This is a genomic window from Paracidovorax wautersii (assembly GCF_900113035.1).
GTDB classification, from domain to species: Bacteria; Pseudomonadota; Gammaproteobacteria; order Burkholderiales; family Burkholderiaceae_C; genus Paracidovorax; species Paracidovorax wautersii.
The window spans coordinates 1-20,050 of record NZ_FONX01000008.1 but is presented as its reverse complement, the minus strand read 5'-3'; the positions used below and the strand labels follow the sequence as shown (position 1 = coordinate 20,050).

19 protein-coding genes and 1 pseudogene are annotated in these 20,050 nt (G+C 69.6%); 14 read left to right on the top strand and 6 right to left on the bottom strand.

From position 1 onward, the window contains the following. Positions 1-5 precede the first annotated feature (5 nt). The 4 genes from phhA to BM070_RS13040 form a co-directional block, all read right to left on the bottom strand. Positions 6-851 (bottom strand): phenylalanine 4-monooxygenase, encoded by an 846-nt coding sequence (phhA, locus tag BM070_RS13055; protein ID WP_092939852.1) that lies wholly within the window; start codon positions 849-851, stop codon positions 6-8. A gap of 86 nt (positions 852-937) precedes the next feature. Then, positions 938-2,074: a 4-hydroxyphenylpyruvate dioxygenase gene (gene hppD, locus BM070_RS13050; protein ID WP_092939851.1), complete on the bottom strand. Its 1,137-nt coding sequence runs from the start codon at positions 2,072-2,074 to the stop codon at positions 938-940. Between the two features lie 160 nt (positions 2,075-2,234). Then, complete coding sequence (locus BM070_RS13045; RefSeq protein ID WP_092939850.1) at positions 2,235-3,227, bottom strand: lipase secretion chaperone; 993 nt, start codon at positions 3,225-3,227, stop codon at positions 2,235-2,237. Between the two features lie 4 nt (positions 3,228-3,231). Then, entirely contained in the window at positions 3,232-4,203 is a 972-nt protein-coding gene (locus BM070_RS13040) for a triacylglycerol lipase (RefSeq protein WP_092939996.1), read from the bottom strand. A gap of 163 nt (positions 4,204-4,366) precedes the next feature. On the opposite strand from BM070_RS13040, the gene BM070_RS13035 reads away from it, so the two are divergent. The 13 genes and pseudogenes from BM070_RS13035 to BM070_RS12975 all read left to right on the top strand — a co-directional run bounded on the left by BM070_RS13035 (position 4,367) and on the right by BM070_RS12975 (position 18,199). After that, the gene (locus tag BM070_RS13035) at positions 4,367-4,849 is read left to right on the top strand and encodes an Lrp/AsnC family transcriptional regulator (RefSeq protein WP_092939849.1); all 483 of its coding nucleotides are present in this window, start codon (positions 4,367-4,369) and stop codon (positions 4,847-4,849) included. A 232-nt stretch (positions 4,850-5,081) separates the two neighbouring features. Beyond that, a pseudogene (locus BM070_RS13030) lies at positions 5,082-5,812 on the top strand (GNAT family N-acetyltransferase). Between the two features lie 52 nt (positions 5,813-5,864). Next, positions 5,865-6,743 carry a CorC family transporter gene (locus BM070_RS13025; RefSeq protein WP_092939848.1) on the top strand — a complete coding sequence of 293 codons (879 nt, stop codon included), beginning with the start codon at positions 5,865-5,867 and terminating at the stop codon, positions 6,741-6,743. After that, positions 6,743-8,365, top strand: a complete 1,623-nt coding sequence (gene lnt / locus BM070_RS13020; protein ID WP_092939847.1) for an apolipoprotein N-acyltransferase — start codon at positions 6,743-6,745, stop codon at positions 8,363-8,365. Before BM070_RS13025 ends, lnt begins: the two co-directional genes overlap by 1 nt. Before the next feature lie 166 nt (positions 8,366-8,531). Beyond that, complete coding sequence (locus tag BM070_RS13015; protein WP_092939846.1) at positions 8,532-9,644, top strand: type II asparaginase; 1,113 nt, start codon at positions 8,532-8,534, stop codon at positions 9,642-9,644. Between the two features lie 313 nt (positions 9,645-9,957). Then, on the top strand, positions 9,958-10,500 hold the full coding sequence (gene fabA, locus BM070_RS13010) for a 3-hydroxyacyl-[acyl-carrier-protein] dehydratase FabA (RefSeq protein WP_092939845.1): 543 nt from the start codon (positions 9,958-9,960) through the stop codon (positions 10,498-10,500). After that, on the top strand, positions 10,497-11,723 hold the full coding sequence (gene fabB, locus BM070_RS13005; RefSeq protein ID WP_092939844.1) for a beta-ketoacyl-ACP synthase I: 1,227 nt from the start codon (positions 10,497-10,499) through the stop codon (positions 11,721-11,723). Before fabA ends, fabB begins: the two co-directional genes overlap by 4 nt. Positions 11,724-11,970: 247 nt before the next feature. Then, positions 11,971-12,912 (top strand): glycine--tRNA ligase subunit alpha, encoded by a 942-nt coding sequence (glyQ, locus tag BM070_RS13000; protein WP_092939994.1) that lies wholly within the window; start codon positions 11,971-11,973, stop codon positions 12,910-12,912. 32 nt (positions 12,913-12,944) lie between these two features. After that, positions 12,945-15,116: a glycine--tRNA ligase subunit beta gene (glyS, locus tag BM070_RS12995; RefSeq protein ID WP_092939843.1), complete on the top strand. Its 2,172-nt coding sequence runs from the start codon at positions 12,945-12,947 to the stop codon at positions 15,114-15,116. Positions 15,117-15,168: 52 nt separating this feature from the next. Beyond that, entirely contained in the window at positions 15,169-15,777 is a 609-nt protein-coding gene (gmhB, locus tag BM070_RS12990; RefSeq protein ID WP_092939993.1) for a D-glycero-beta-D-manno-heptose 1,7-bisphosphate 7-phosphatase, read from the top strand. Positions 15,778-15,929: 152 nt separating this feature from the next. After that, positions 15,930-16,718, top strand: a complete 789-nt coding sequence (locus tag BM070_RS12985) for a lysophospholipid acyltransferase family protein (RefSeq protein ID WP_092939842.1) — start codon at positions 15,930-15,932, stop codon at positions 16,716-16,718. Positions 16,719-16,725: 7 nt separating this feature from the next. After that, entirely contained in the window at positions 16,726-17,718 is a 993-nt protein-coding gene (locus BM070_RS12980) for a M48 family metallopeptidase (protein WP_092939841.1), read from the top strand. A 40-nt stretch (positions 17,719-17,758) separates the two neighbouring features. Then, on the top strand, positions 17,759-18,199 hold the full coding sequence (locus BM070_RS12975) for a rhodanese-like domain-containing protein (RefSeq protein ID WP_092939840.1): 441 nt from the start codon (positions 17,759-17,761) through the stop codon (positions 18,197-18,199). 88 nt (positions 18,200-18,287) lie between these two features. Here the strand turns inward: BM070_RS12975 and lysM are convergent, their stop codons facing one another. Beyond that, on the bottom strand, positions 18,288-18,770 hold the full coding sequence (lysM, locus tag BM070_RS12970) for a peptidoglycan-binding protein LysM (protein ID WP_092939839.1): 483 nt from the start codon (positions 18,768-18,770) through the stop codon (positions 18,288-18,290). 179 nt (positions 18,771-18,949) lie between these two features. On the opposite strand from lysM, the gene BM070_RS12965 reads away from it, so the two are divergent. Further along, positions 18,950-19,726 (top strand): type III pantothenate kinase, encoded by a 777-nt coding sequence (locus tag BM070_RS12965; RefSeq protein ID WP_092939838.1) that lies wholly within the window; start codon positions 18,950-18,952, stop codon positions 19,724-19,726. Here BM070_RS12965 and BM070_RS12960 read toward each other — a convergent pair. Then, positions 19,723-20,050: integrase core domain-containing protein (locus tag BM070_RS12960; RefSeq protein WP_139222826.1), on the bottom strand; the 328-nt coding region annotated here is incomplete at its 5' end. The two genes, BM070_RS12965 and BM070_RS12960, sit on opposite strands and share 4 nt — an antisense overlap.

Sequence of the window (20,050 nt, the reverse complement as noted above, 5' to 3'; positions counted from 1 at the left end):
CGCCGCTAGCCGGCCTGCAGCGCGAGGCCGCTCTCGATCTCGGGCAGGGCCGCCAGCTGCGGGTAGAGCGGCGCGAAGTCCGGTGCCGTCATGTCGAAGAGCTGCTGGAAGCTGTCGATCACGAAATAGGTCCGCTGGAAGCTGTCGATCTGGTAGCGGGTGCGCATGGTGCGCTCCAGCTGCAGCGGAAGGCGCTGCGGCACGGGGCTGCGCACGCTGTAGGGCAGCTCGCCCGATGAGCTGAGGATGCCCGCGCCGTAGGCCCGCAGGCCTTCCGGCTGGCGGATCAGGCCGAACTCGATCGTGTACCAGTACAGGCGCGAGAGCATCTCGCACGCGCCCAGCGCCTGCGCCTTCAGGCCGCCCTGGCCGTAGCGCTGCACGTAGTCGGCGAACACCGGGTCGAAGAGCAGCGGCACATGGCCGAACAGGTCGTGGAAGAGGTCCGGCTCGACGATGTAGTCGAACTCCTCGGGCGTGCGGATCCAGTCCGTCACCGGGAACTTGCGGTTTGCCAGCAGCGTGAAGAACGGCACTTCGGGGATCAGGCCGGGCACGGCCACTATCTCCCAGCGCGTGGCGCGCCAGAGCCGTTCGTTGATCTCGTCGAAGCGCGGAATGCGGTCCTTCGCGCCCAGCGAGGGCAGGGCGGCGATGAAGACATCGCTCGCCAAGCCGGGCAGCAGCGCCGACTGGCGCGCGTAGAGGCGCCGGTAGGTGTCGTGGTCGGCCTCGCTGTAGGCGCTGAAGTTCTGGGCGCAGGTGTAGTCCGTATGGCAGCGGGCGTAGTCCCCGCGCGGCGGACGGCTGGACTGGCCGTACACGGCCGGTGCGGCTCCGGTGGTTCCCATGGCTTGTCTCCTGTGGGCGGTGTGTCGTCCGCTCCCGGCGCCCGCCCGTCTTCGCGGGCATGGCGCCGGGGGGGCCTTGGGGCCGGTCAGGCCTTTTCCAGCACGCCCCGGCGCATCTGGTCGAGCTCGATGCTTTCGAACAGCGCCTTGAAGTTGCCGTTGCCGAAGCCGTCGTCGCCCTTGCGCTGGATGAACTCGAAGAAGATCGGGCCCAGCTGGTTCTCGCTGAAGATCTGCAGCAGGATGGCGTCCTTCTTGCCGTCGATCAGGATCTGGCGGCGGTGCAGTTCCTCCACGCTTTCGCCGTGGCCGGGAATGCGCTGGTCCACCAGCTCGTAATAGGTGTCGATGGTGTCCAGCAGGCGCACGCCCGAGGCGCGCAGCGCGTCCACCGTGGCGTAGAGGTCGTCCGAGCCCATGGCGATGTGCTGGATGCCCTCGCCGTTGTACTTGTCCAGGTACTCCTGGATCTGGCCGGCCTTTTCCTTGCCCTCTTCGTTGATCGGGATGCGGATCTTTCCGCAGGGGCTGGTCATGGCCTTGCTCTTGACGCCGGTGACCTGGCCTTCGATGTCGAAGTAGCGGATCTCGCGGAAGTTGAAGAGGCGCTCGTAGAAGTCCGCCCATTCGGCCATGCGGCCGCGGTGCACGTTGTGCGTCAGGTGGTCGATGTAGGTCAGGCCGTGGCCCTTGGGGTTCAGCGCCTCTTCGCCGGCCACGCCGGGCAGGGGCTCGAAATCGACGTCGAAGAAGCCGATGTTGCCGATGTCGCCCGGCTGAGCGCCGTTCTTGCCGCGCCAGCGGTCCACCAGATAGATCAGGCTGTCGCCGATGCCCTTGATGGCGGGAATGTTCAGCTCGCCCGGGCCGGCCTGTCCGGCGTAGCCCCAGGCGCCCAGGTTCAGGGCGCGCTCGTAGGCGGCCTTGGCGTCCTGCACGCGGAAGGCGATGGCGCAGACGCTGGGGCCATGCAGGCGGGCGAAGCGCTGCGCGAAGCTGTCGGGCTCGGCGTTGATGATGAAGTTGATCTGGCCCTGGCGGTAGAGCGTCACGTCCTTGTGGCGGTGGCGCGCCACGGGCTTGAAGCCCATGCCCTCGAAGACGCGGCCCATGGCCTGCGGATCGGGCGCGGCGTATTCGATGAATTCGAAGCCGTCGGTGCCCATGGGGTTCTCCCAGGCAGCGGCGTCCTGGGCGGCGGTCTGGGGCAGGGGGGTGTTCATGCGCTTGTCTCCGTACGTTGTGTTGATGTCGGTCAACGCACTGTAGGCGCAAGGGTGTGGATGTTTTTGGCGAAAGCCTTGCCTTATCTCCTGCATGGCGCAGGAATGCTGCGTTGGTTGGCGTCTCGGCGCTATCGCCGAGCGCCGGAGCGCGCCCCGTTCAGCCGCCGCCCTGCCGGGTGCCGCCGGCGGCGCCGCGCAGGGCCAGGGCGGCGTCCACGCGCAGCCGTTCCTCGGGCGAGAAGAGCTGCTGGCGCAGCTGCTGCAGCGCCGGGCCGTCGCCGTTCGCGGCGCGGGCCTGCTGGTACTGGTCCAGCCGCTGCTGCCACTGGCGTTCTTCCGTGTCGCGCGCGGCCAGCGCCTGGGCGGCGGCCTCGCCGTAGCGGGCGCTGCGCTCGGCATAGCGGGTGGCGTCGTCGGCGTTGCGCGCATCGAGGGCGGCGGTCTGCTGCGCCACGCCCAGCTGCGCGGTGGCGGCTTCGCGCTGGGCGCGCAGGGCCGGCGGCAGGGCCTCTTCGGCGGCGCGCAGGGCCTGGGTGCGCTGTTCGGGCGTGAGGCTGCGGTCGGCGTCGATGTCCAGCCGCGCCAGGGTGAGACGGTCGAGCGCGGCTTCGTCGGCGAAGAGCGCGTCGTATTCGGCGCGACCGAAGAACTGCTGGCGGACGCCGTCGCGCGCCTGCATGGCTTCGCGCACGGCCTTCGCGTCGGACAGGTCCGCCGGCGGCTCGATGCGGGCGAGTGCGGTGCGGTAGTCCACGTAGCGCAGCGCGAGGGCCAGGGCGCGTTCGCGCACGTCGGCGCCGAAGTGCTGGTCCACCAGAGCCCGCAGGCGGCGCTTGAGCTCGGCCGGGTCGCTGGTGTCGCCGGCCTGCAGGGCGGCGTTGAGCAGCTCGTCCATGGCGTAGCGCAGGCCGGGGCGCAGCAGCGGATCGGCCAGGGGGCCTTCCTGCGGGCCTGCGGAGGGCGGCGTCATGAACGGATCGGCGGAGCCGCGCGCCACGGGCTGACCGGCGGCGGTGCTCCAGGGCGCTGGTGCTGCGGCTCCCGGGGCGCTGCCGCCCGCGTCCGGGGAGCGGGTGGCCAGCCAGGCGCCCGCGCCCAGCACGAGCGCTGCCAGCAGCGCCAGGGCCATGCGGGTGCGCGGGGCGGCCATGGCGTCAGAGCCCTTGCGTCTTCAGGCGGTTGGCCTGCTGGCGGTAGAGCGTGACCGGGTCGATGGAGAACAGGTCGCGCAGGCCGACGAACTGGTTGATCTCGTCCAGGTGGTTCTGGCGGTAGTCGCCCAGATGCTTGCCCAGCCGCGAGGAGCAGGCGGAGACCAGGCCGTCGTTGGCCTCGCCGAAGACGCGCGAGAGCAGCAGCAGCGGGCCGTCGCTCGGGTCCAGCGGGTTGGTCAGGGGCTGCGTGCCGGTCCAGGAGTAGTAGCGCACGCCGTTGACCACCGAGGCGCCGTCGCCGCAGCCGTCGGGGATGCCCTGCGGGAAGCGGCGGTTGAAGTCGGCCGCGCCGGCGGTGGAGAGCGAATCCAGCGCCGCCTTGGGCTGCTGCGGCTGGTCGCGGGGCGAGCCGGCCAGCAGCGCCAGGAACTGCGCGAAGCCCTTGACGGCCTCGTTGGCGACGGTTTCCTGCACCGAGCCGGGCGGCAGCGCGCCGCGCACCAGATCGGCCACGCGCGAGCCCCGGTTGACGCCGCCCACCGTGGTGACCGAGGCCACCAACTGCGGCGCCACGCCGGCCACGTAGCGGGCGGTGGGGCCGCCGTGCGAATGGCCGATCAGGTTGACCTTGGCCGCGCCGGTGATCGCCAGGATGTCCTTGACCTGCGCGAGCAGCTGCTCGCCGCGCACCTCGGTGCTGTTGGCGGCCGAGACCTCGGCCACGAAGACCCGGGCGCCGTCGCGCTGCAGCGCCTGCGGAATGCCATAGAACATGTCCACGCCCGCCAGCGACTTGAAGCCGAAGAGGCCATGCACCAGCACGATGGGGTAGCGCGTCTGCGTGTAGCCCGAGCCGGTGCCGGCCTGCTGTGCCTGCGCGGCGGGTGCGCCCGCCAGGGACAGGGTGGCTGCGAGCGCGGCGCCCGCCGCCAGGGTTCCGAGCCGCCCGCAGCGGCGAAGGATTGCGTGCATGGTGTTGTCTCCGTTGTTGGTCATTGGCACAAAAAAGAACGGTCGTTCTTTTTTGTGCAGCCCATTATTTCCCGTGGGGCTGGCCAGTCGCATTGGGGACAAACCCGAGGGCTGCCGGAGCGCGGCGGTGCGTGCGGCCCCCGCGTTCGTAGAATCCTGCGCCATGGACGCTCCCCACGCATTGGACCGGCTCGACCGCGCCATCCTGCGCTGCCTGCAGGCGAATGGCCGCGAAACCTACGACCTCATCGGCGAGCAGGTGGGCCTGTCGCCCAGCGCCGTGCTGCGCCGCGTCAAGCGCCTGGAAGACGCGGGCGTGATCGACCGCTACGTGGCCCTGGTGCAGCCCGAGGCGGTGGGGCTGGGCCTCACGGCCTACCTCAACGTGCGGCTGGAAAAGCACACCGAGAGCCACAAGCGCAACCCCATGGACCTGTTCCGCGCCAGCGTGCAGACCTGGCCCGAGGTGGTCGAATGCGCCGCGCTGACGGGCGAGATGGACTATCTGCTGCGCGTGGTGGTGGCCGACATGGCGCACTACAGCCGCTTCATCATGGACACGCTGCTCAAGCACCCCAGCGTGCAGGACTGCAAGACCAGCTTCGTGCTCGACCGGGTCAAGGCGACCACGGCCGTGCCGCTGTAGTTGGACGTCCTTTTCGCGGCTTTCCTGAGGGCGGGTGGGCTGGCGGCGCCATCGGCCTGACGCATGGGCGACAACCTTTCACAACGATTTGCTCTGCTTTCAATAGCTGAATGTGCAATCCAGCAGCGGGCTGGAGCCTTGAAAGATGCATGGTGGCTAGGGCGGGCGACGGCTGTGGCATTGCGGCACAGCCCGCGCCGGAAATCAGGGAAAACCCTAAAATACGCCCACCATGCCGACCCCCTTCGATCTGCTTCGCGTCACCTGGCGCCGTGTCCGCAGCCTGCTGCGAACCACGCGCCCCGGCGTCACCGCGCCATCGGGCGTGGCCGTGCCGATCCGGTCGCTGGGCCCGCAGCACCGCGAGCGCATCGCCCAGCACCTGCTGCAGCTGCTGCCGCCCGACCGCTACCTGCGCTTCGGCTATGCCGCGAGCGACGAGCAGGTGCGCCGCTACGTCGATCAGCTGGACTTCGTGCGCGACGAGATCTTCGGCATCTTCAACCGCCGCCTGCAGCTGATCGCCACGGCGCATCTGGCCTTCATGCACCGGCCGGCGCCCCAGGCGCGTGCCGAATTCGGCGTCTCGGTGCTGCCGCATGCGCGCGGCCGGCGCCTGGGCGCGAGCCTCTTCGAGCGCGCGGTGATGCATGCGCGCACGGCCGGCGTGAACGAGGTGCTGATCCATGCGCTCTCGGAGAACACGGCCATGCTGCGCATCGCCCGCAATGCCGGCGCCACCGTGCGGCGCGACGGCTCCGAATCCGAGGCCTACCTGCAGCTGCATCCGCCCGGCTGGAAGACCCGCCTGGCCGAGCGGGCGACGCGCCACTACGGCGAGATGAACTACCGCTTCAAGAAGCAGCTGCGCCAGTGGGGCGCGCTGCGCGCGGCCCTGCAGGGCGGCCGCTCGGCGGGCTAGAACACGGGCGGGGAGCGGGCGCCGAGGAAGCGTCAGGGTGATCCGCTATCCTTGCAGCTTGTCCAACGACCGCACGTCCTGCACTCCGAGACCGTGTCCGACCCCTACCCGGGACGCCCTTCCGACAAGGAAGACAAGCGCACCTTCCTGCAGAAGCTCGTCGAATTCATCCATCCCGGCCCCGATTCGACCGATGAACTGATCGCCACCCTGGCCGAGGCCGAAACCAACGACGTCATCAACGCCGACGCCCGCGTCATGCTCGAACGCGTGATCCGCATGGCCGAGATGACCGCCAGCGACGTGATGGTGCCCGCCACGCGCATGGACCTGCTCGACATCGGCGCGCCGCTCGAAACCCTGGTCAACCAGGTGATCGACACCGCGCACTCGCGCTTTCCGGTCTATCAGGACGAGCGCGAGAACATCATCGGCATCCTGCTGGCCAAGGACCTGCTCAAGCTGCGCCGCGCGCCCGAGCTGAACATCCGCGCCCTGCTGCGCACGGCGGTGTTCGTGCCAGAGAGCAAGGGCCTGAACGACCTGCTGCGCGACTTCCGCAGCACGCGCAGCCACATGGCGGTGGTGATCGACGAATTCGGCCGCGTGGCCGGCCTGGTCACCATCGAAGACGTGCTCGAGCAGATCGTCGGCGAGATCGAGGACGAGTTCGACATTCCCGAAGACGAGGGCGACATCTTCGGCCTGGCCGACCAGACCTGGCGCGTGAGCGGCGACACCCCCGTCGAGCGCGTGGCCGAGGCCTTCGGCGTGACGCTGCACAGCAGCGATCCGGACGAGGAATTCGACACCATCGGCGGACTGATCACGCACGAGCTGGGCCACACGCCCCACAAGGGCGAGCAGGCCGTGCTGGGCGGCCTGCAGTTCGTGGTGCTGCATGCCAAGGGCGGCGCGGTGCGCTGGTTCAAGGTGTCTCCGGCGGCCGAAGGCGCCGTGCCCGCCGCCTGATGGGCGCGGCCGCCGCTCCGCTGCACGGCGAGGCCGTGCCGCCTGCTCCGTCCGCGCCGCCCGGCCCGCTCTGGCGGCGCGCGCTGCCCTGGCTGCTGGCGGCCCTGGCCGGGCTGGCGCAGGCCGGCTCCATCGCCTGGCCCTGGGGCGGGCAGCCGCTCTGGTGGCTGCAGATCCTGTCGCTGGCCGTGCTCGGCCGGCTGCTGCTGGCAGCGCGCACGCCACGCCGCGCCGCGGCGCTGGGCTGGCTCTTCGCCACGGCCTGGCTGGCGGCCACGTTCTGGTGGCTCTTCATCTCCATGCATACCTATGGCGGCCTGGCCGCGCCGCTGGCCGTGCTGGCGGTGCTGGGGCTGGCGGCCTTCCTGGGCAGCTACTACGCCGTGGTTGCGGGGTGTTTTCGGCGGGTAGCGCCCGCCAATAGAGCGCTCTCTGCTATCGTTTTCGCAGCATTCTGGCTGCTGGCCGAGCTGGCCCGCGGCGTCTGGTGGACGGGCTTTCCGTGGGGCGCCGGCGGCTACGCGCACGTCGAAGGGCCGCTGGCCGTGCTGGCGCGCAGCGTGGGCGTCTATGGCGTGGGCTTCGTCGCCGCGGCGGCGGCCATGGGCCTCGCGCTCCTGCGCCGGGCCGATGCGCGCCGCCGGGGCGTGTGGGCGCTGGCCACCGCGTCGGTGCTGGTGTGGGCGGCGCTCTCGGCGCAGCGCCATTGCGCGGTGGAGCAGTGCGCACCCGGTGCCGCGCCGCACCCGGGCCTTTCGCTCGCGCTGCTGCAGGGCAACATCCCGCAGGACGAGAAATTCCAGCCCGGCAGCGGCGTGCCGCTGGCCCTGCGCTGGTATGCCGGGCAGCTCAAGAGCGCCACGGCCTCGCTGGTGGTGGCGCCGGAAACCGCCATTCCGCTGCTGCCGCAGCAGCTGATGCCCGGCTATCTGGAAAGCCTGGCCGACCATTTCACGGCCGGCCGGCAGGCGGCGCTGATCGGCATTCCGCTGGGCAATGCGGACCTGGGCTACACCAACTCGGTGCTCGGCTTCGCGCCGGGCCAGGCCGCGCCCTACCGCTACGACAAGCACCACCTGGTGCCCTTCGGCGAATTCATTCCGCCCTTCTTCCGCTGGTTCACCGAGATGATGAACATCCCGCTGGGCGACTTCAACCGCGGCGCGCTGGGGCAGCCTTCCTTCGACTGGCAGGGCGAGCGCATCGCCCCCAACATCTGCTATGAGGACTTGTTCGGCGAAGAGCTGGGCACGCGCTTCGCCGATGCCGCCACGGCGCCGACCATCATGGTGAACCTGAGCAACATCGGCTGGTTCGGCGACAGCGTGGCCATCGACCAGCATCTGGCCATCAGCCGCATGCGGGCGCTGGAATTCGAGCGGCCCATGGTGCGCGCCACCAACACCGGCGCTACGGCCGTCATCGACCACCGGGGCATCGTCACGGCCGAACTGGCGCCGCACACGCGCGGCGTGCTGCTGGCCGAGGTGGAAGGCCGCAGCGGCGCGGTGACGCCTTTCGCCTGGTGGGTCTCGCGCTGGGGGCTCTGGCCGCTCTGGGCGCTGGGACTGGCCGTGGCGGGCGCGGCCTGGAGCGCGGCCCGGCGCCGCCGCCGGGGCTGACCGCCGCGAGCGTCGGGGTTTCGCCCGCCGGGCCTGCGCGGGCGACTACGATACGCCACCCGCGGCCCACAAGGCGGCGGGCATGAACGTTGCGTGCAAGCCCCCGAGCCCGTGGGCCGCGCAGCAGCGTGTTCCATACCTACAACGACTCGGAGATTTCCTGCTCATGTTTTCGCCTCTGAACCTCAAGCGCCTGCTGGCCGGCGCCGCCTTCGCCGCCTGGGCCATCGTCTCGCCCGCCCAGCAGCTGGCCCCCGCCGCGCAGCCCGCCGCCGCAACCGCTGCAGCGCCCAAGCCCCAGGTGGTGGTGCTGGCCACCGGCGGCACCATCGCCGGCGCCGGCGCCACGGCGGCCAACAGCGCCTCCTACGCCGCGGCCAAGGTGCCGGTGGACAAGCTGCTGGCCGGCCTGCCCGAGCTGGCCAACGTCGCCAACGTGCGCGGCGAGCAGGTCTTCCAGATCGCCTCCGAGAGCTTCACCAACGCCCAGCTGCTGCAGCTGGGCAAGCGCGTGTCGGCCTTGGCCAAGCAGCCCGACGTGGACGGCATCGTCGTCACCCACGGCACCGACACGCTCGAAGAGACCGCCTACTTCCTGAACCTGGTCGTGCACACCGACAAGCCCATCGTGGTGGTCGGCTCCATGCGCCCCGGCACGGCCCTCTCGGCCGACGGCGCGCTGAACCTGCTGGATGCGGTCACGGTCGCCGCCAGCAAGGAATCGGCCGGCAAGGGCGTGCTGGTGACCATGAGCGACGAGATCCAGAGCGGCCGCGACGTGACCAAGGGCGTCAACATCAAGACCCAGGCGTTCCGCAGCCAGTGGGGCCCGCTGGGCATGGTGGTGGAAGGCAAGAGCTACTGGTTCCGCGCCCCGGTCAAGCGCCACACGATGCAGTCGGAGTTCAACATCGACGACATCACGGCCCTCGCGCCCGTGGACATCGTCTATGGCTACGGCAACGTGCCGCGTTCGCTCGTCGATACCGTGGCCGTTTCGGGCGTGAAGGCGCTGATCCACGCCGGCACCGGCAACGGCTCGGTGGCCGACCGCATCGTGCCCGCGCTGCAGGAAGCGCGCAGCAAGGGCGTGCAGATCGTGCGTTCCTCGCGCGTGGCCGATGGCTTCGTGCTGCGCAACGCCGAGCAGCCCGACGACAAGTACGACTGGGTGGTCGCGCATGACCTGAACCCGCAGAAGGCCCGCATCCTGGCCGCCGTGGCGCTGACCCGCCCGCAGACCAGCCAGGAACTGCAGCGCATCTTCTGGCAGTATTGATCGCTGGGAAGCACCGATCCGCAGGCCGCCGGCCTGCGTGCCGGGTGCCCGGCACCCCTGGAAAAGCTCCTTCGGGAGCTTTTTGCGTTGCCGGGCTGGCAAAAAAATGTCATGCGGGCAGGGCAGGATAGGCAAAGTCCCTTGGCCCTGTCGAACGATCCGCCGGCCGCGACACAGGATAATGGTGGGCCGTGGCACCGGCACAATGCGGTGCGTACCGGTTTCTGATAGTTTCCGTTTTTCTCTTTCCGTTCCTCTTTCCCACCCACTCCCCCCCGCGACGGCAAGGCGCCGATCTGGAGCACGACTGACAATGGCTGATTCCTTTTCCTATGAACAACTGATCGCCTCGGGTGAAGGCCGGCTGTTCACCCCCGACAGCGGCCGCCTGCCGCTGCCGCCCATGCTGATGTTCGACCGCATCACGCACATCGATGCCGACGGCGGCGCCCATGGGCTGGGAAAGATTCGTGCCGAACTCGACGTCAAGCCCGACCTGTGGTTCTTCGACTGCCACTTCCAGGGCGACCCGGTCATGCCCGGCTGCCTGGGGCTGGACGCCATGTGGCAGCTCATCGGCTTCTACCTGACCTGGCTGCAACTGCCCGGCCGCGGCCGCGCGCTGGGCGCGGGCGAGGTCAAGTTCACGGGCGAAGTCGGCCCCAATGTGAAGCTGGTCACTTACGAGATCGATATCAAGCGCGTCATCAAGCGCAAGCTGGTCATGGCCATCGGCGATGCCCGCCTGCTGGCTGACGGCCAGGAAATCTACGTGGCCAACGACCTCCGTGTGGGCCTGTTCAAGCGCGAAGAAGGCGGGAAGGACGGAGCACCCGCAACGGGAGCATCGGCATGACCAGCAAGAAGCGCGTCGTCATCACGGGTGCGGGCATCGTCTCGTGCATCGGCAATGACCAGCAGGCCGTGGTCCAGTCCCTGCGCCAGGGCACGTCCGGCATCCGCGCCATGCCCGAGTTCAAGGAACTCGGCCTGCGCAGCCAGGTGGCGGGCATTCCCCAGATCGATCTGGACGCGCTCATCGACCGCAAGCTGCGCCGCTTCATGGGCGATGCGGCGGCCTACGCCTATCTGTCGCTGAAGGACGCCATCGCCCAGTCGGGCCTGGCGCCCGAACAGGTCTCGAACCCGCGCACCGGCCTCATCATGGGCTCGGGCGGCGGCTCGCCGGCCCACCAGATCGAGGCGGCCGACACGCTGCGCTCCAAGGGCATCCGCCGCGTCGGGCCCTACCAGGTCACGCGCTGCATGGGCTCGACCGTGTCGGCCAACCTGTCCACGGCCTTCGCCATCAAGGGCATCAACTTCTCGATCACCTCGGCCTGCAGCACTTCCGCGCACTGCGTGGGCATGGCGGCCCAGCAGATCGCCTTCGGCCTGCAGGACGTGATGTTCGCGGGCGGCGGCGAGGAGCTCTCCTGGGGCCTGGCCACGCTGTTCGACGGCATGGGCGCCATGTCCGCCAAGTTCAACGACACGCCCGAGAAGGCCTCGCGCCCCTACGACGTGGACCGCGACGGCTTCGTGATCGCAGGTGGCGGCGGCGCGCTGGTGCTGGAAAGCCTGGAGCACGCCCAGGCGCGCGGCGCCAACATTCTGGGCGAGATCGTGGGCTTCGGCCTCTCGTCGGATGGCGAGGACATGGTCGCTCCCTCGGGCGACGGCGCCATCGCCTGCATGCGCCAGGCCGTGGCCGAAGCCGGTGGCGGCCCCATCGATTACGTGAACACGCACGGCACCTCCACCCCGGTGGGCGACCTGCCCGAGCTGCGCGCGCTGCGCGAGGTGTTCGGCGACGCGGTGCCGCCGTTCTCGTCCACCAAGTCGCTCACCGGCCACTCGCAGGGCGCGACCGGCGTGCAGGAAGCCATCTACTGCCTCTACATGCTGCAGGAAGGCTTCATCGCCGGCTCGGCCCACATCGAGAACCTGGACCCGGCGGCCGAGGGCATGCCCCTGGTGCGCGAGTCGCGCGACGCCGCGCTGACCACCGTGCTGTCCAACAGCTTCGGCTTCGGCGGCACCAATGCCAGCCTGGTGCTGCGCCGCTGGCAGGCTTGATCCAGCGCTGGTGCGCTGAATCCCCAGGTGCTACCGAAAAGATAGCTGCCAGTGCCCTTCCCAGGCGCGCTGGCAGCTGTTTTCGTTTGAAAGCCGGCGAGGCGGCGTGCCGCCTGCCGCGGCCCGGCGCCCCGGCCCTCGGGGCGCGCGGGGTGCGGCTCGTAGAATCGCCCGTTCCGCGCGCCGTGGCGCGCTGCCCCTTTGTCTCCGTATTTCCATGCATGGCCTGGCCATGCCACACACACGCATGTTGACCTTCCAGCAAATCATTCTGAAGCTGCAGTCGTACTGGGCTGAACAGGGCTGCGCACTGCTGCAGCCCTACGACATGGAAGTGGGTGCCGGCACCTCGCACACCGCCACGTTCCTGCGCGCCATCGGCCCCGAGCCCTGGAAGGCCGCCTACGTGCAGCCCAGCCGCCGCCCCAAGGACGGCCGCTACGGCGAGAACCCCAACCGCCTGCAGCACTACTACCAGTTCCAGGTGGTGCTCAAGCCCGCGCCGGCCAACATCCTGGAGCTGTACCTGGGCTCGCTCGAAGCCCTGGGCTTCGATCTGAAGAAGAACGACATCCGCTTCGTGGAAGACGACTGGGAGAACCCCACGCTGGGCGCCTGGGGCCTGGGCTGGGAGGTCTGGCTCAACGGCATGGAGGTGACGCAGTTCACCTATTTCCAGCAGGTCGGCGGCATCGACTGCAAGCCCGCCACCGGCGAGATCACCTACGGCCTGGAGCGCCTGGCCATGTACCTGCAGGGCGTGGACAACGTCTACAACCTGACCTGGACCGAAGGCCTCAGCTACGGCGACGTGTACAAGCAGAACGAGGTGGAGCAGTCCACCTACAACTTCGAGCATTCCGACGCCGACTTCCTCTTCACCGCCTTCAACGCGCATGAACGCCAAGCCCAGCACCTGATGGAGCAGCAGCTGGCGCTGCCCGCCTACGAGCAGGTGCTGAAGGCCGCGCACAGCTTCAACCTGCTGGATGCGCGCGGCGCCATCAGCGTGACCGAGCGCGCCGCCTTCATCGGCCGCATCCGCAATCTGGCGCGTGCGGTGGCCAAGAGCTATCTGGACAGCCGTGCGCGGCTGGGCTTTCCGATGGCGCCCAAGGACTGGGCCACCGAAGTGCTGGCCGATCTGGCCAAGGCCGAGCAGCAGCAGAACAACAAGAAGGCGGCCTGAGGCACGGGCACGCAGCAGGAATACAGACCACCATGACCCATCCCAACCTCCTCGTCGAACTCTTCGTCGAAGAACTGCCCCCCAAGGCCCTGCAGAAGCTGGGCGATGCCTTCGCCGGCGTGCTGTTCGAGCAGCTCAAGGCCCAGGGCCTGACCTCGGCCGGCTCGCGCCTGACCGCCTACGCCTCGCCGCGCCGGCTGGCCGCGCACATCACCGAAGTGGCGCCCGCCGCCGATGACAAGGCCGTCTCGCACAAGCTCATGCCCGTGTCCGTGGGCCTGGCCGCCGACGGCGCCGCCACCCCCGCGCTGCTGAAGAAGCTCGCCGCCTTGGGCGCCGACGCCTCGGCCGTGCCGCAGCTCGCCCGCGTCAACGACGGCAAGGCCGACGTGCTCTTCTACAACAGCACGGCCCGCGGCGCGACGCTGCCCGACGGCCTGCAGAAGGCGCTGCACGAAGCCATCGCCAAGCTGCCCATCCCTAAGGTGATGCGCTACCAGCTGGCCGACGGCTGGAGCAGCGTGAACTTCGTGCGCCCCGCGCACGGCCTGGTCGCGCTGCACGGCACCGAGGTGCTGCTGTCGGTGAAGGCCCTGGGCCTCGCCGCCGGCAACACCACGCTGGGCCACCGCTTCGAGGCGGCCGTGCAGCCGGTGGTGATCCAGAACGCCGACGGCTACGCGCAGCAGCTGCGCGAAGAGGGCGCCGTGATCGCCAGCTTCGCCGAGCGCCGCGCCGAGATCGCCCGCCAGCTGCAGGCTGCGGCCGAGCGCGTGGGCGGCGGCGTGCGCCCGATCGACGACGACGCGCTGCTCGATGAAGTGACGGCCCTGGTCGAGCGCCCCAACGTGCTGGTCTGCGAATTCGAGAAGGAATTCCTGGGCGTTCCGCAGGAATGCCTGATCCTCACGATGAAGGCCAACCAGAAGTACTTCCCGCTGCTGGACGCCGAAGGCCGGCTGACGAACCAGTTCCTAGTGGTCAGCAACATCAGCCCGCAGGATGCCAGCGCCGTCATCGGCGGCAACGAGCGCGTGGTGCGCCCGCGCCTGGCCGACGCCAAGTTCTTCTTCGACCAGGACCGCAAGAAGACCCTGCATTCGCGCGTCGAAGCGCTGGGCAAGGTCGTCTATCACAACAAGCTGGGCACGCAGGGCGAGCGGGTGGAGCGCGTGCGCGCCATCGCGCGTGCCATCGCCGAGCAGCTCTTCGCCGGCATCGGCGCGCAGAACCCCGAGCTGGATTCGCTCGACGGCGAGATCGCCCGCGACTATCTGCTCTCGTGCGTTGACACCGCCGCGCTGCTGGCCAAGACCGATCTGGTCACCGACATGGTGGGTGAATTCCCCGAGCTGCAGGGCATCATGGGTGGCTACTACGCCGCCAACGACGGCCTGGCGCACGAGGTGGCCCACGCCATCGAAGACCACTACAAGCCGCGCTTCGCGGGCGACGAGCTGCCGCGCGAGAACGTGGGCGTGATCGTGGCCCTGGCCGACAAGCTGGAAACCCTGGTCGGCATGTTCGGCATCGGCAACCTGCCCACCGGCGACCGCGACCCGTTCGCGCTGCGCCGCCATGCGCTGGGCGTGATCCGCATGCTGGTCGAAAAGGAGCTGCCGCTCGACCTGCAGGCCCTGCTGGCCGGCGCCGTGCCGGCCTTCGGCGACAAGATCCAGGACGCCAGCGGCGCCCTGGCCGACTTCATCTACGACCGCCTGGCCGGCAGCCTGCGCGAGCAGGGCTATAGCGCGCAGGAGGTCGATGCCGTCATCGCCCTGCGCCCGCAGCGCCTGTCGCTGGTGCAAAAGCAGCTGGCGGCGGTGCGCGCCTTCTCCGCGCTGCCCGAGGCCCCGGCCCTGGCCGCGGCCAACAAGCGCGTGGGCAACATCCTGAAGAAGGCCGAGGCCGAAGGCGCGGTGGACCCGCACGTCAACCCCGAGCTGCTGCAGGAAAAGGCCGAGCAGGACCTGTTCGCCGCGCTGCAGCGCTTCGTGCCCGAGGCCGACGCGCAGTTCGATGCCGGCGACTACACCGCCAGCCTGCAGACCCTGGCCGTGCTGCGCGCCCCGGTCGATGCCTTCTTCGACGACGTGATGGTCAACGCCGAGGCGCTGGACCTGCGCCTCAATCGCCAGGGCCTGCTCAAGCGCCTGCACGTGGCGATGAACCGCGTGGCCGACCTCTCGCGCCTCGCGGCCTGATTCGCCCCGGCGCCAGCCACCACCACCTCCACCCACGCCCCGCCGCACCATGCTGAAGATCGCCATCCTCGACCGTGACGGCACGCTCAACGTGCTGGGCGACGGCTTCATCGCCACCCCCGACGACTGGGTGCCCGTGCCGGGCGCCGTGGAAGCGGTGGCCCGGCTCAACCGCGCCGGCTGGCATGTGGTGATCGCCACCAACCAGCCCGGCCTGGGCCGGGGCCTTTTCGACGCGCAGGCGCTCAACGCCATCCACGCCAAGATGCAGCGGCTGGTGGCGGTGGCGGGCGGGCGCATCGACGCGGTGTTCTACTGCCCGCATGCCGACAGCGAGCCCTGCACCTGCCGCAAGCCTTCGCCGGGCCTCATGGAGCAGATCCGCGACCGCTACGGCGTGGAGGGCGCGGATGTGGTGGCCATCGGCAGCTGCGCGGCCCACCTGCAGGCGGCGGCCGCCATCGGCGCACGGCAGCTGCATGCCGTGTGCACCGGCCATTCCGAGCACCTCTTGCCCGATCAGCCCCTGCCCGAAGGCTGGCCGCCCGGCACCCGCCTGCATGCCGGCCTGGATGCGCTGGTCGATACATTGCTGCTGGACCCTGCGGTGCCGCGCCCCGGCGCCGGGCCCGATGCGGGCGGCCTGGCGATCGCGGTCTGAGCCGTGCCCGCCCGGATGCACCCACCCGCGTGCGCCCGGCCTGCCGCCGCCAGCGCATCGTTTGCTATTGAAAGAATAGCTGCATGCGCTTGATGCATGCGCGCCAGACGGCTGAAAGCACCTGAAGAATCTTCTGCCCCGGAAACCTCGCCATGGCCTTCCTCCGCTCGCTGCTCCATCTGCTCTTCATGGCCGTCACCGTCGTGCCGTACACCCTGGCCATCCTGCTGGTGCGGCTGGCCGGCGGTGGCGTTCCCGCGCGCTACCGCATCGCGCGCACCTGGCTGCGGCTCAGCGTGGATGCGGCGCGCGTCTGCATCGGCATCCGCACCCGCGTGAGCGGCATGGAGAACCTGCCCACCGACCCCGGCCAGGGCGTGGTGCTGCTGGTCAAGCACCAGTCCACGTACGAGACCTTCCTGATGCCGGCCATGCTGCCCCGCCCGCTGGCCTACGTGTTCAAGAAGGAACTGCTGCACATCCCGTTCTTCGGCTGGTCCATCGGCAGCCTGGACATGATCCACATCGACCGCAGCCAGCGCGCCCAGGCCTTCGCCCGCGTGCTGCACCAGGGCCGGCGGCTGCTGGCCCAGGGCACCTGGGTCATCATCTTCCCGGAAGGCACGCGCGCGCCGCGCGGCCAGCGCGGGCAGTACAAGAGCGGCGGCGCCCGGCTGGCCATCGAGACCGGCGTGCCGGTGGTGCCCATCGCCGTCACCTCGGCCAAGGTCTGGCCGCGCAAGGCCTTCGTGAAGCGGCCCGGCACGGTGGATGTGTCCATCGGCCGGCCCATCGCCAGCACCGGCCGCTCTCCCGACGAGCTGATGCGCGAGGTGGAGGAATGGATCGAGGCCGAGATGCACCGCCTGGACCCGGAGGCCTATGCGGCCGCCCCGCTGGCCGCTCCCGCTGCCGCGTCGATGGATCAGGCGCGAGGCTGACTGAGCGATGCAGCGTTTGGTGCAGTTGGCGCTGGATCTATGGGGCGGCCCCGCCGCGGGCGATCGGGCTGCGCCGGAGAAGCGGCCTGAGGTGCCGAAGCGGCCTCCAGCGCTTGATTTCCAAGGGCAGGTTGCTATCGAAAAAGTAGCGCAAGGCCCCGCGCCCCGGCCTGCCGCACCGGCACCTTCCGCGCCCCCTGCCGACACCCCGGCGCCCCCGCTGGGCACGCTGCTTTCGCCCGCGCTTTTCCGTCCCCCGCAGGCGCAGCGCGAGGTGCTGCTGGGCGATGTCCTCGTCGGCTATGCGCTGCAGCGCGCGCGCCGGCGCAGCATCGGCTTCACCGTGGGGCCGGACGGACTTGCGGTGCGCGCGCCGGGTTGGGTCACCATCGCGGGCATCGAGCAGGCGCTGCAGGAAAAGTCCGGCTGGATCCTGCGCAAGCTGGGCGAGGCCCAGGCCCGGCTGGACCGGCAGGCCAGCGGCCGCATCGCGTGGCGCGACGGCGCCGTGCTGCCCTTTCTGGGCGAGCCGCTGACCGTGGTGCTGGACCCGACGCACGGCTTTTCCGGCAAGGGCGCCGCCATGCTGCAGGACGCCGCCAGCGGCCAGCGGACGCTGCATGTGGGCCTCTCGCGCAGCGCCGCGCCCACGCAGATCCGCGACGCCGTGCAGGCCTGGCTGATGCGCGAGGCGCGCAGCCATTTCACGCGCCGGCTGGAGCACTTCGCGCCGCAGTTGGGCGTGCGCTGGACCAGCCTGCGCCTGTCCAGCGCCAACACGCGCTGGGGCAGCGCCAAGTCCGACGGCTCTATCCGCCTCAACTGGCGGCTGCTGCACTACCGGCCCGCCGTCATCGACTACGTGGTGGCGCACGAACTCTCCCACCTGCGCGTGATGGACCACAGCCCGCGCTTCTGGGACACGGTCGCCAGTGTCATGCCCGACTACGCCGGCCTACGCAACCAGCTGCGCGACGAGCCGGCGCCGCTCTGGGAATAGGGGCGGGGCAGGGCGGCGGGCGCTCTGCCAGAATGCCCGCATGACCTCGAACCCTTCTTCCTCCACCTCCACCGACGCCCCGACGCCTGCCGAAGGCTATGCCGGCGACGTGAGCCCCCAGCTCGCCTGGCAATGGGTGCAGTCCGGCCAGGCCGTGCTGGTCGACGTGCGTACCGATGCCGAACGCGACTGGGTCGGCTACGTGCCGGGCGCCGTCGCCATCCCCTGGAAGCACTGGCCCGGCATGGTGCCCAACCCCGCGTTCGACGCCACCGTGCAGGCCGCCGTGCCGCCCGGCGGCCGGGCCGTGCTGCTGTGCCGCAGCGGCGTGCGCTCGGTGGCAGCCGCCCGCCGCGCTGCGGAACTGGGCCTGGAGGCCTACAACATCCTCGAAGGCTTCGAGGGCGATGCCGACGAGAACGGCCATCGCAACCGGCGCGGCGGCTGGCGTTTTCGCGGCCTGCCCTGGCGCCAGGGCTGATCCCCGCAGGGCTCCGGCCTGACCCACGCCCGGAGCAGACATGAAAAACGGGCCCGAAGGCCCGTAGATGCGTGTCTGTGCGTTGGCATCAGAGCGGCGGAATGCGCAGTTTCTGGCCGGGGTAGATCTTGTCGGGGTGCGTCAGCATGGGCTTGTTGGCCTCGAAGATCACCGGGTACTTGTTGGCGTCGCCGTAGAACTTCTTGGCGATCGCCGAGAGCGTGTCGCCGCTCACCACGTCGTGGTACTGGGCTTCGGGCTCGGGGTTGGTCACCGTCATCTGGTTGTCCACGCTCGTCACGGTGGACACGTTGCCGCAGCACAGCGTGATCTTCTCCTTGGCCGCCTGGGTGGGGGCCGTGCCTTGCACGATGACCTTGCCTTCGGGGCCCTGGAAGGTGACCTTCACGTCGGTGGCGCCCAGGTTCTGCGTGGCGATGTAGGTCTCGATGGCCTTGCCTGCGCGGGCGTTGAGCTCTTCCTGCGTCGGGGCTGCGGCCGCTTCAGCGTGCGCTTCCTTGCCTCCGAACAGTTTCTCGCCGGCTTCCTTGATGAAGTTGAAAAGTCCCATGGGGATGGCTCCTCGGTTGGTGTTGGACAAGCGTTGCAATGTAGCGGGGTCCGGTGACGCCCGGCTGTCGGAAGGCACGCCGAAGAGCATTCTTCACATTTGGGCCGTCGCCGCAGCTTCGTTCCGGCGGTATATGCATCGGAGACAGGCCGGCAGGTAAAACTCGTGATAATTCGAATATGACTTTTCTGGCCATCGACGTGGGGAACACCCGTCTCAAGTGGGCGCTGTTCGATGCTCCGCATCCTGGCGCTTCGGTGCGGGCGCACGGCGCGGAGTTCCTGGACAACATCGAACGTCTGGCCGAGGGCGCCTGGGCGGGCCTGCCGGCGCCGACCCACATGCTGGGCTGCATCGTCGCGGGCGACGCGGTCAAGCGTCGCGTGGTCGAGCAGATGGAGCTCTGGGACGTGCCGGCGCGCTGGGTGGTCTCATCGGCCCAGGAGGCCGGCCTCGTCAACGGCTACGACCATCCCTCGCGTCTGGGTTCCGACCGTTGGGTGGCGATGATCGGCGCACGCCACCGCATGCTCGCCCAGGGGCCGGCGCGCCCGCTCATCGTGGTGATGGTGGGTACGGCAGTGACGGTGGAGGCGATCGATGCCGAGGGCCGTTTCCTCGGCGGCCTCATCCTGCCCGGCCACGGCATCATGCTGCGCGCGCTCGAGACCGGCACGGCGGGCCTGCACGTGCCGACGGGCGAGGTGCGCCTTTTCCCCACCAACACCAGCGACGCGCTGACCAGCGGCGGCACCTATGCCATCGCTGGCGCGGTCGAGCGCATGGTGCAGCACGTCATCCAGCATTGCGGCGAGCCCCCCGCCTGCATGATGACCGGCGGTGCGGGCTGGAAGATGGCGCCCAGCATGACTCGTCCCTTCGAACTGATCGAGAACCTGATCTTCGACGGCCTGCTGGAGATCGCGTCGCGGCGCTTTGCCGCGCAGCCGGTCTAGCTGTGAACCGTCAAGAGGTTATTTGCAGATTTGAGCCTGGACATCGGAGCGATGTGACCAATGCCGCTGTGTGGCCTGTGCCAGTTGTAGTGGTGCTGCCAGCTCGCCAGGGCAGTGATCCGCTCGGCTGAGTTCTGGTACGTCCAGCCGTAAGCCCACTCTCGCAACGCCGACTGGATGAACCGCTCGGCTTTGCCATTGGTCTGCGGCCGGTATGGCCTGGTGAACTTGTGCTGCACTCCCAAGGCTTTGCAGGCAGCCGCAAACTCCTTGGACCGGAAGGCCGCTCCGTTGTCCGTCAGCAACCGTTTGACGTGCACGCCC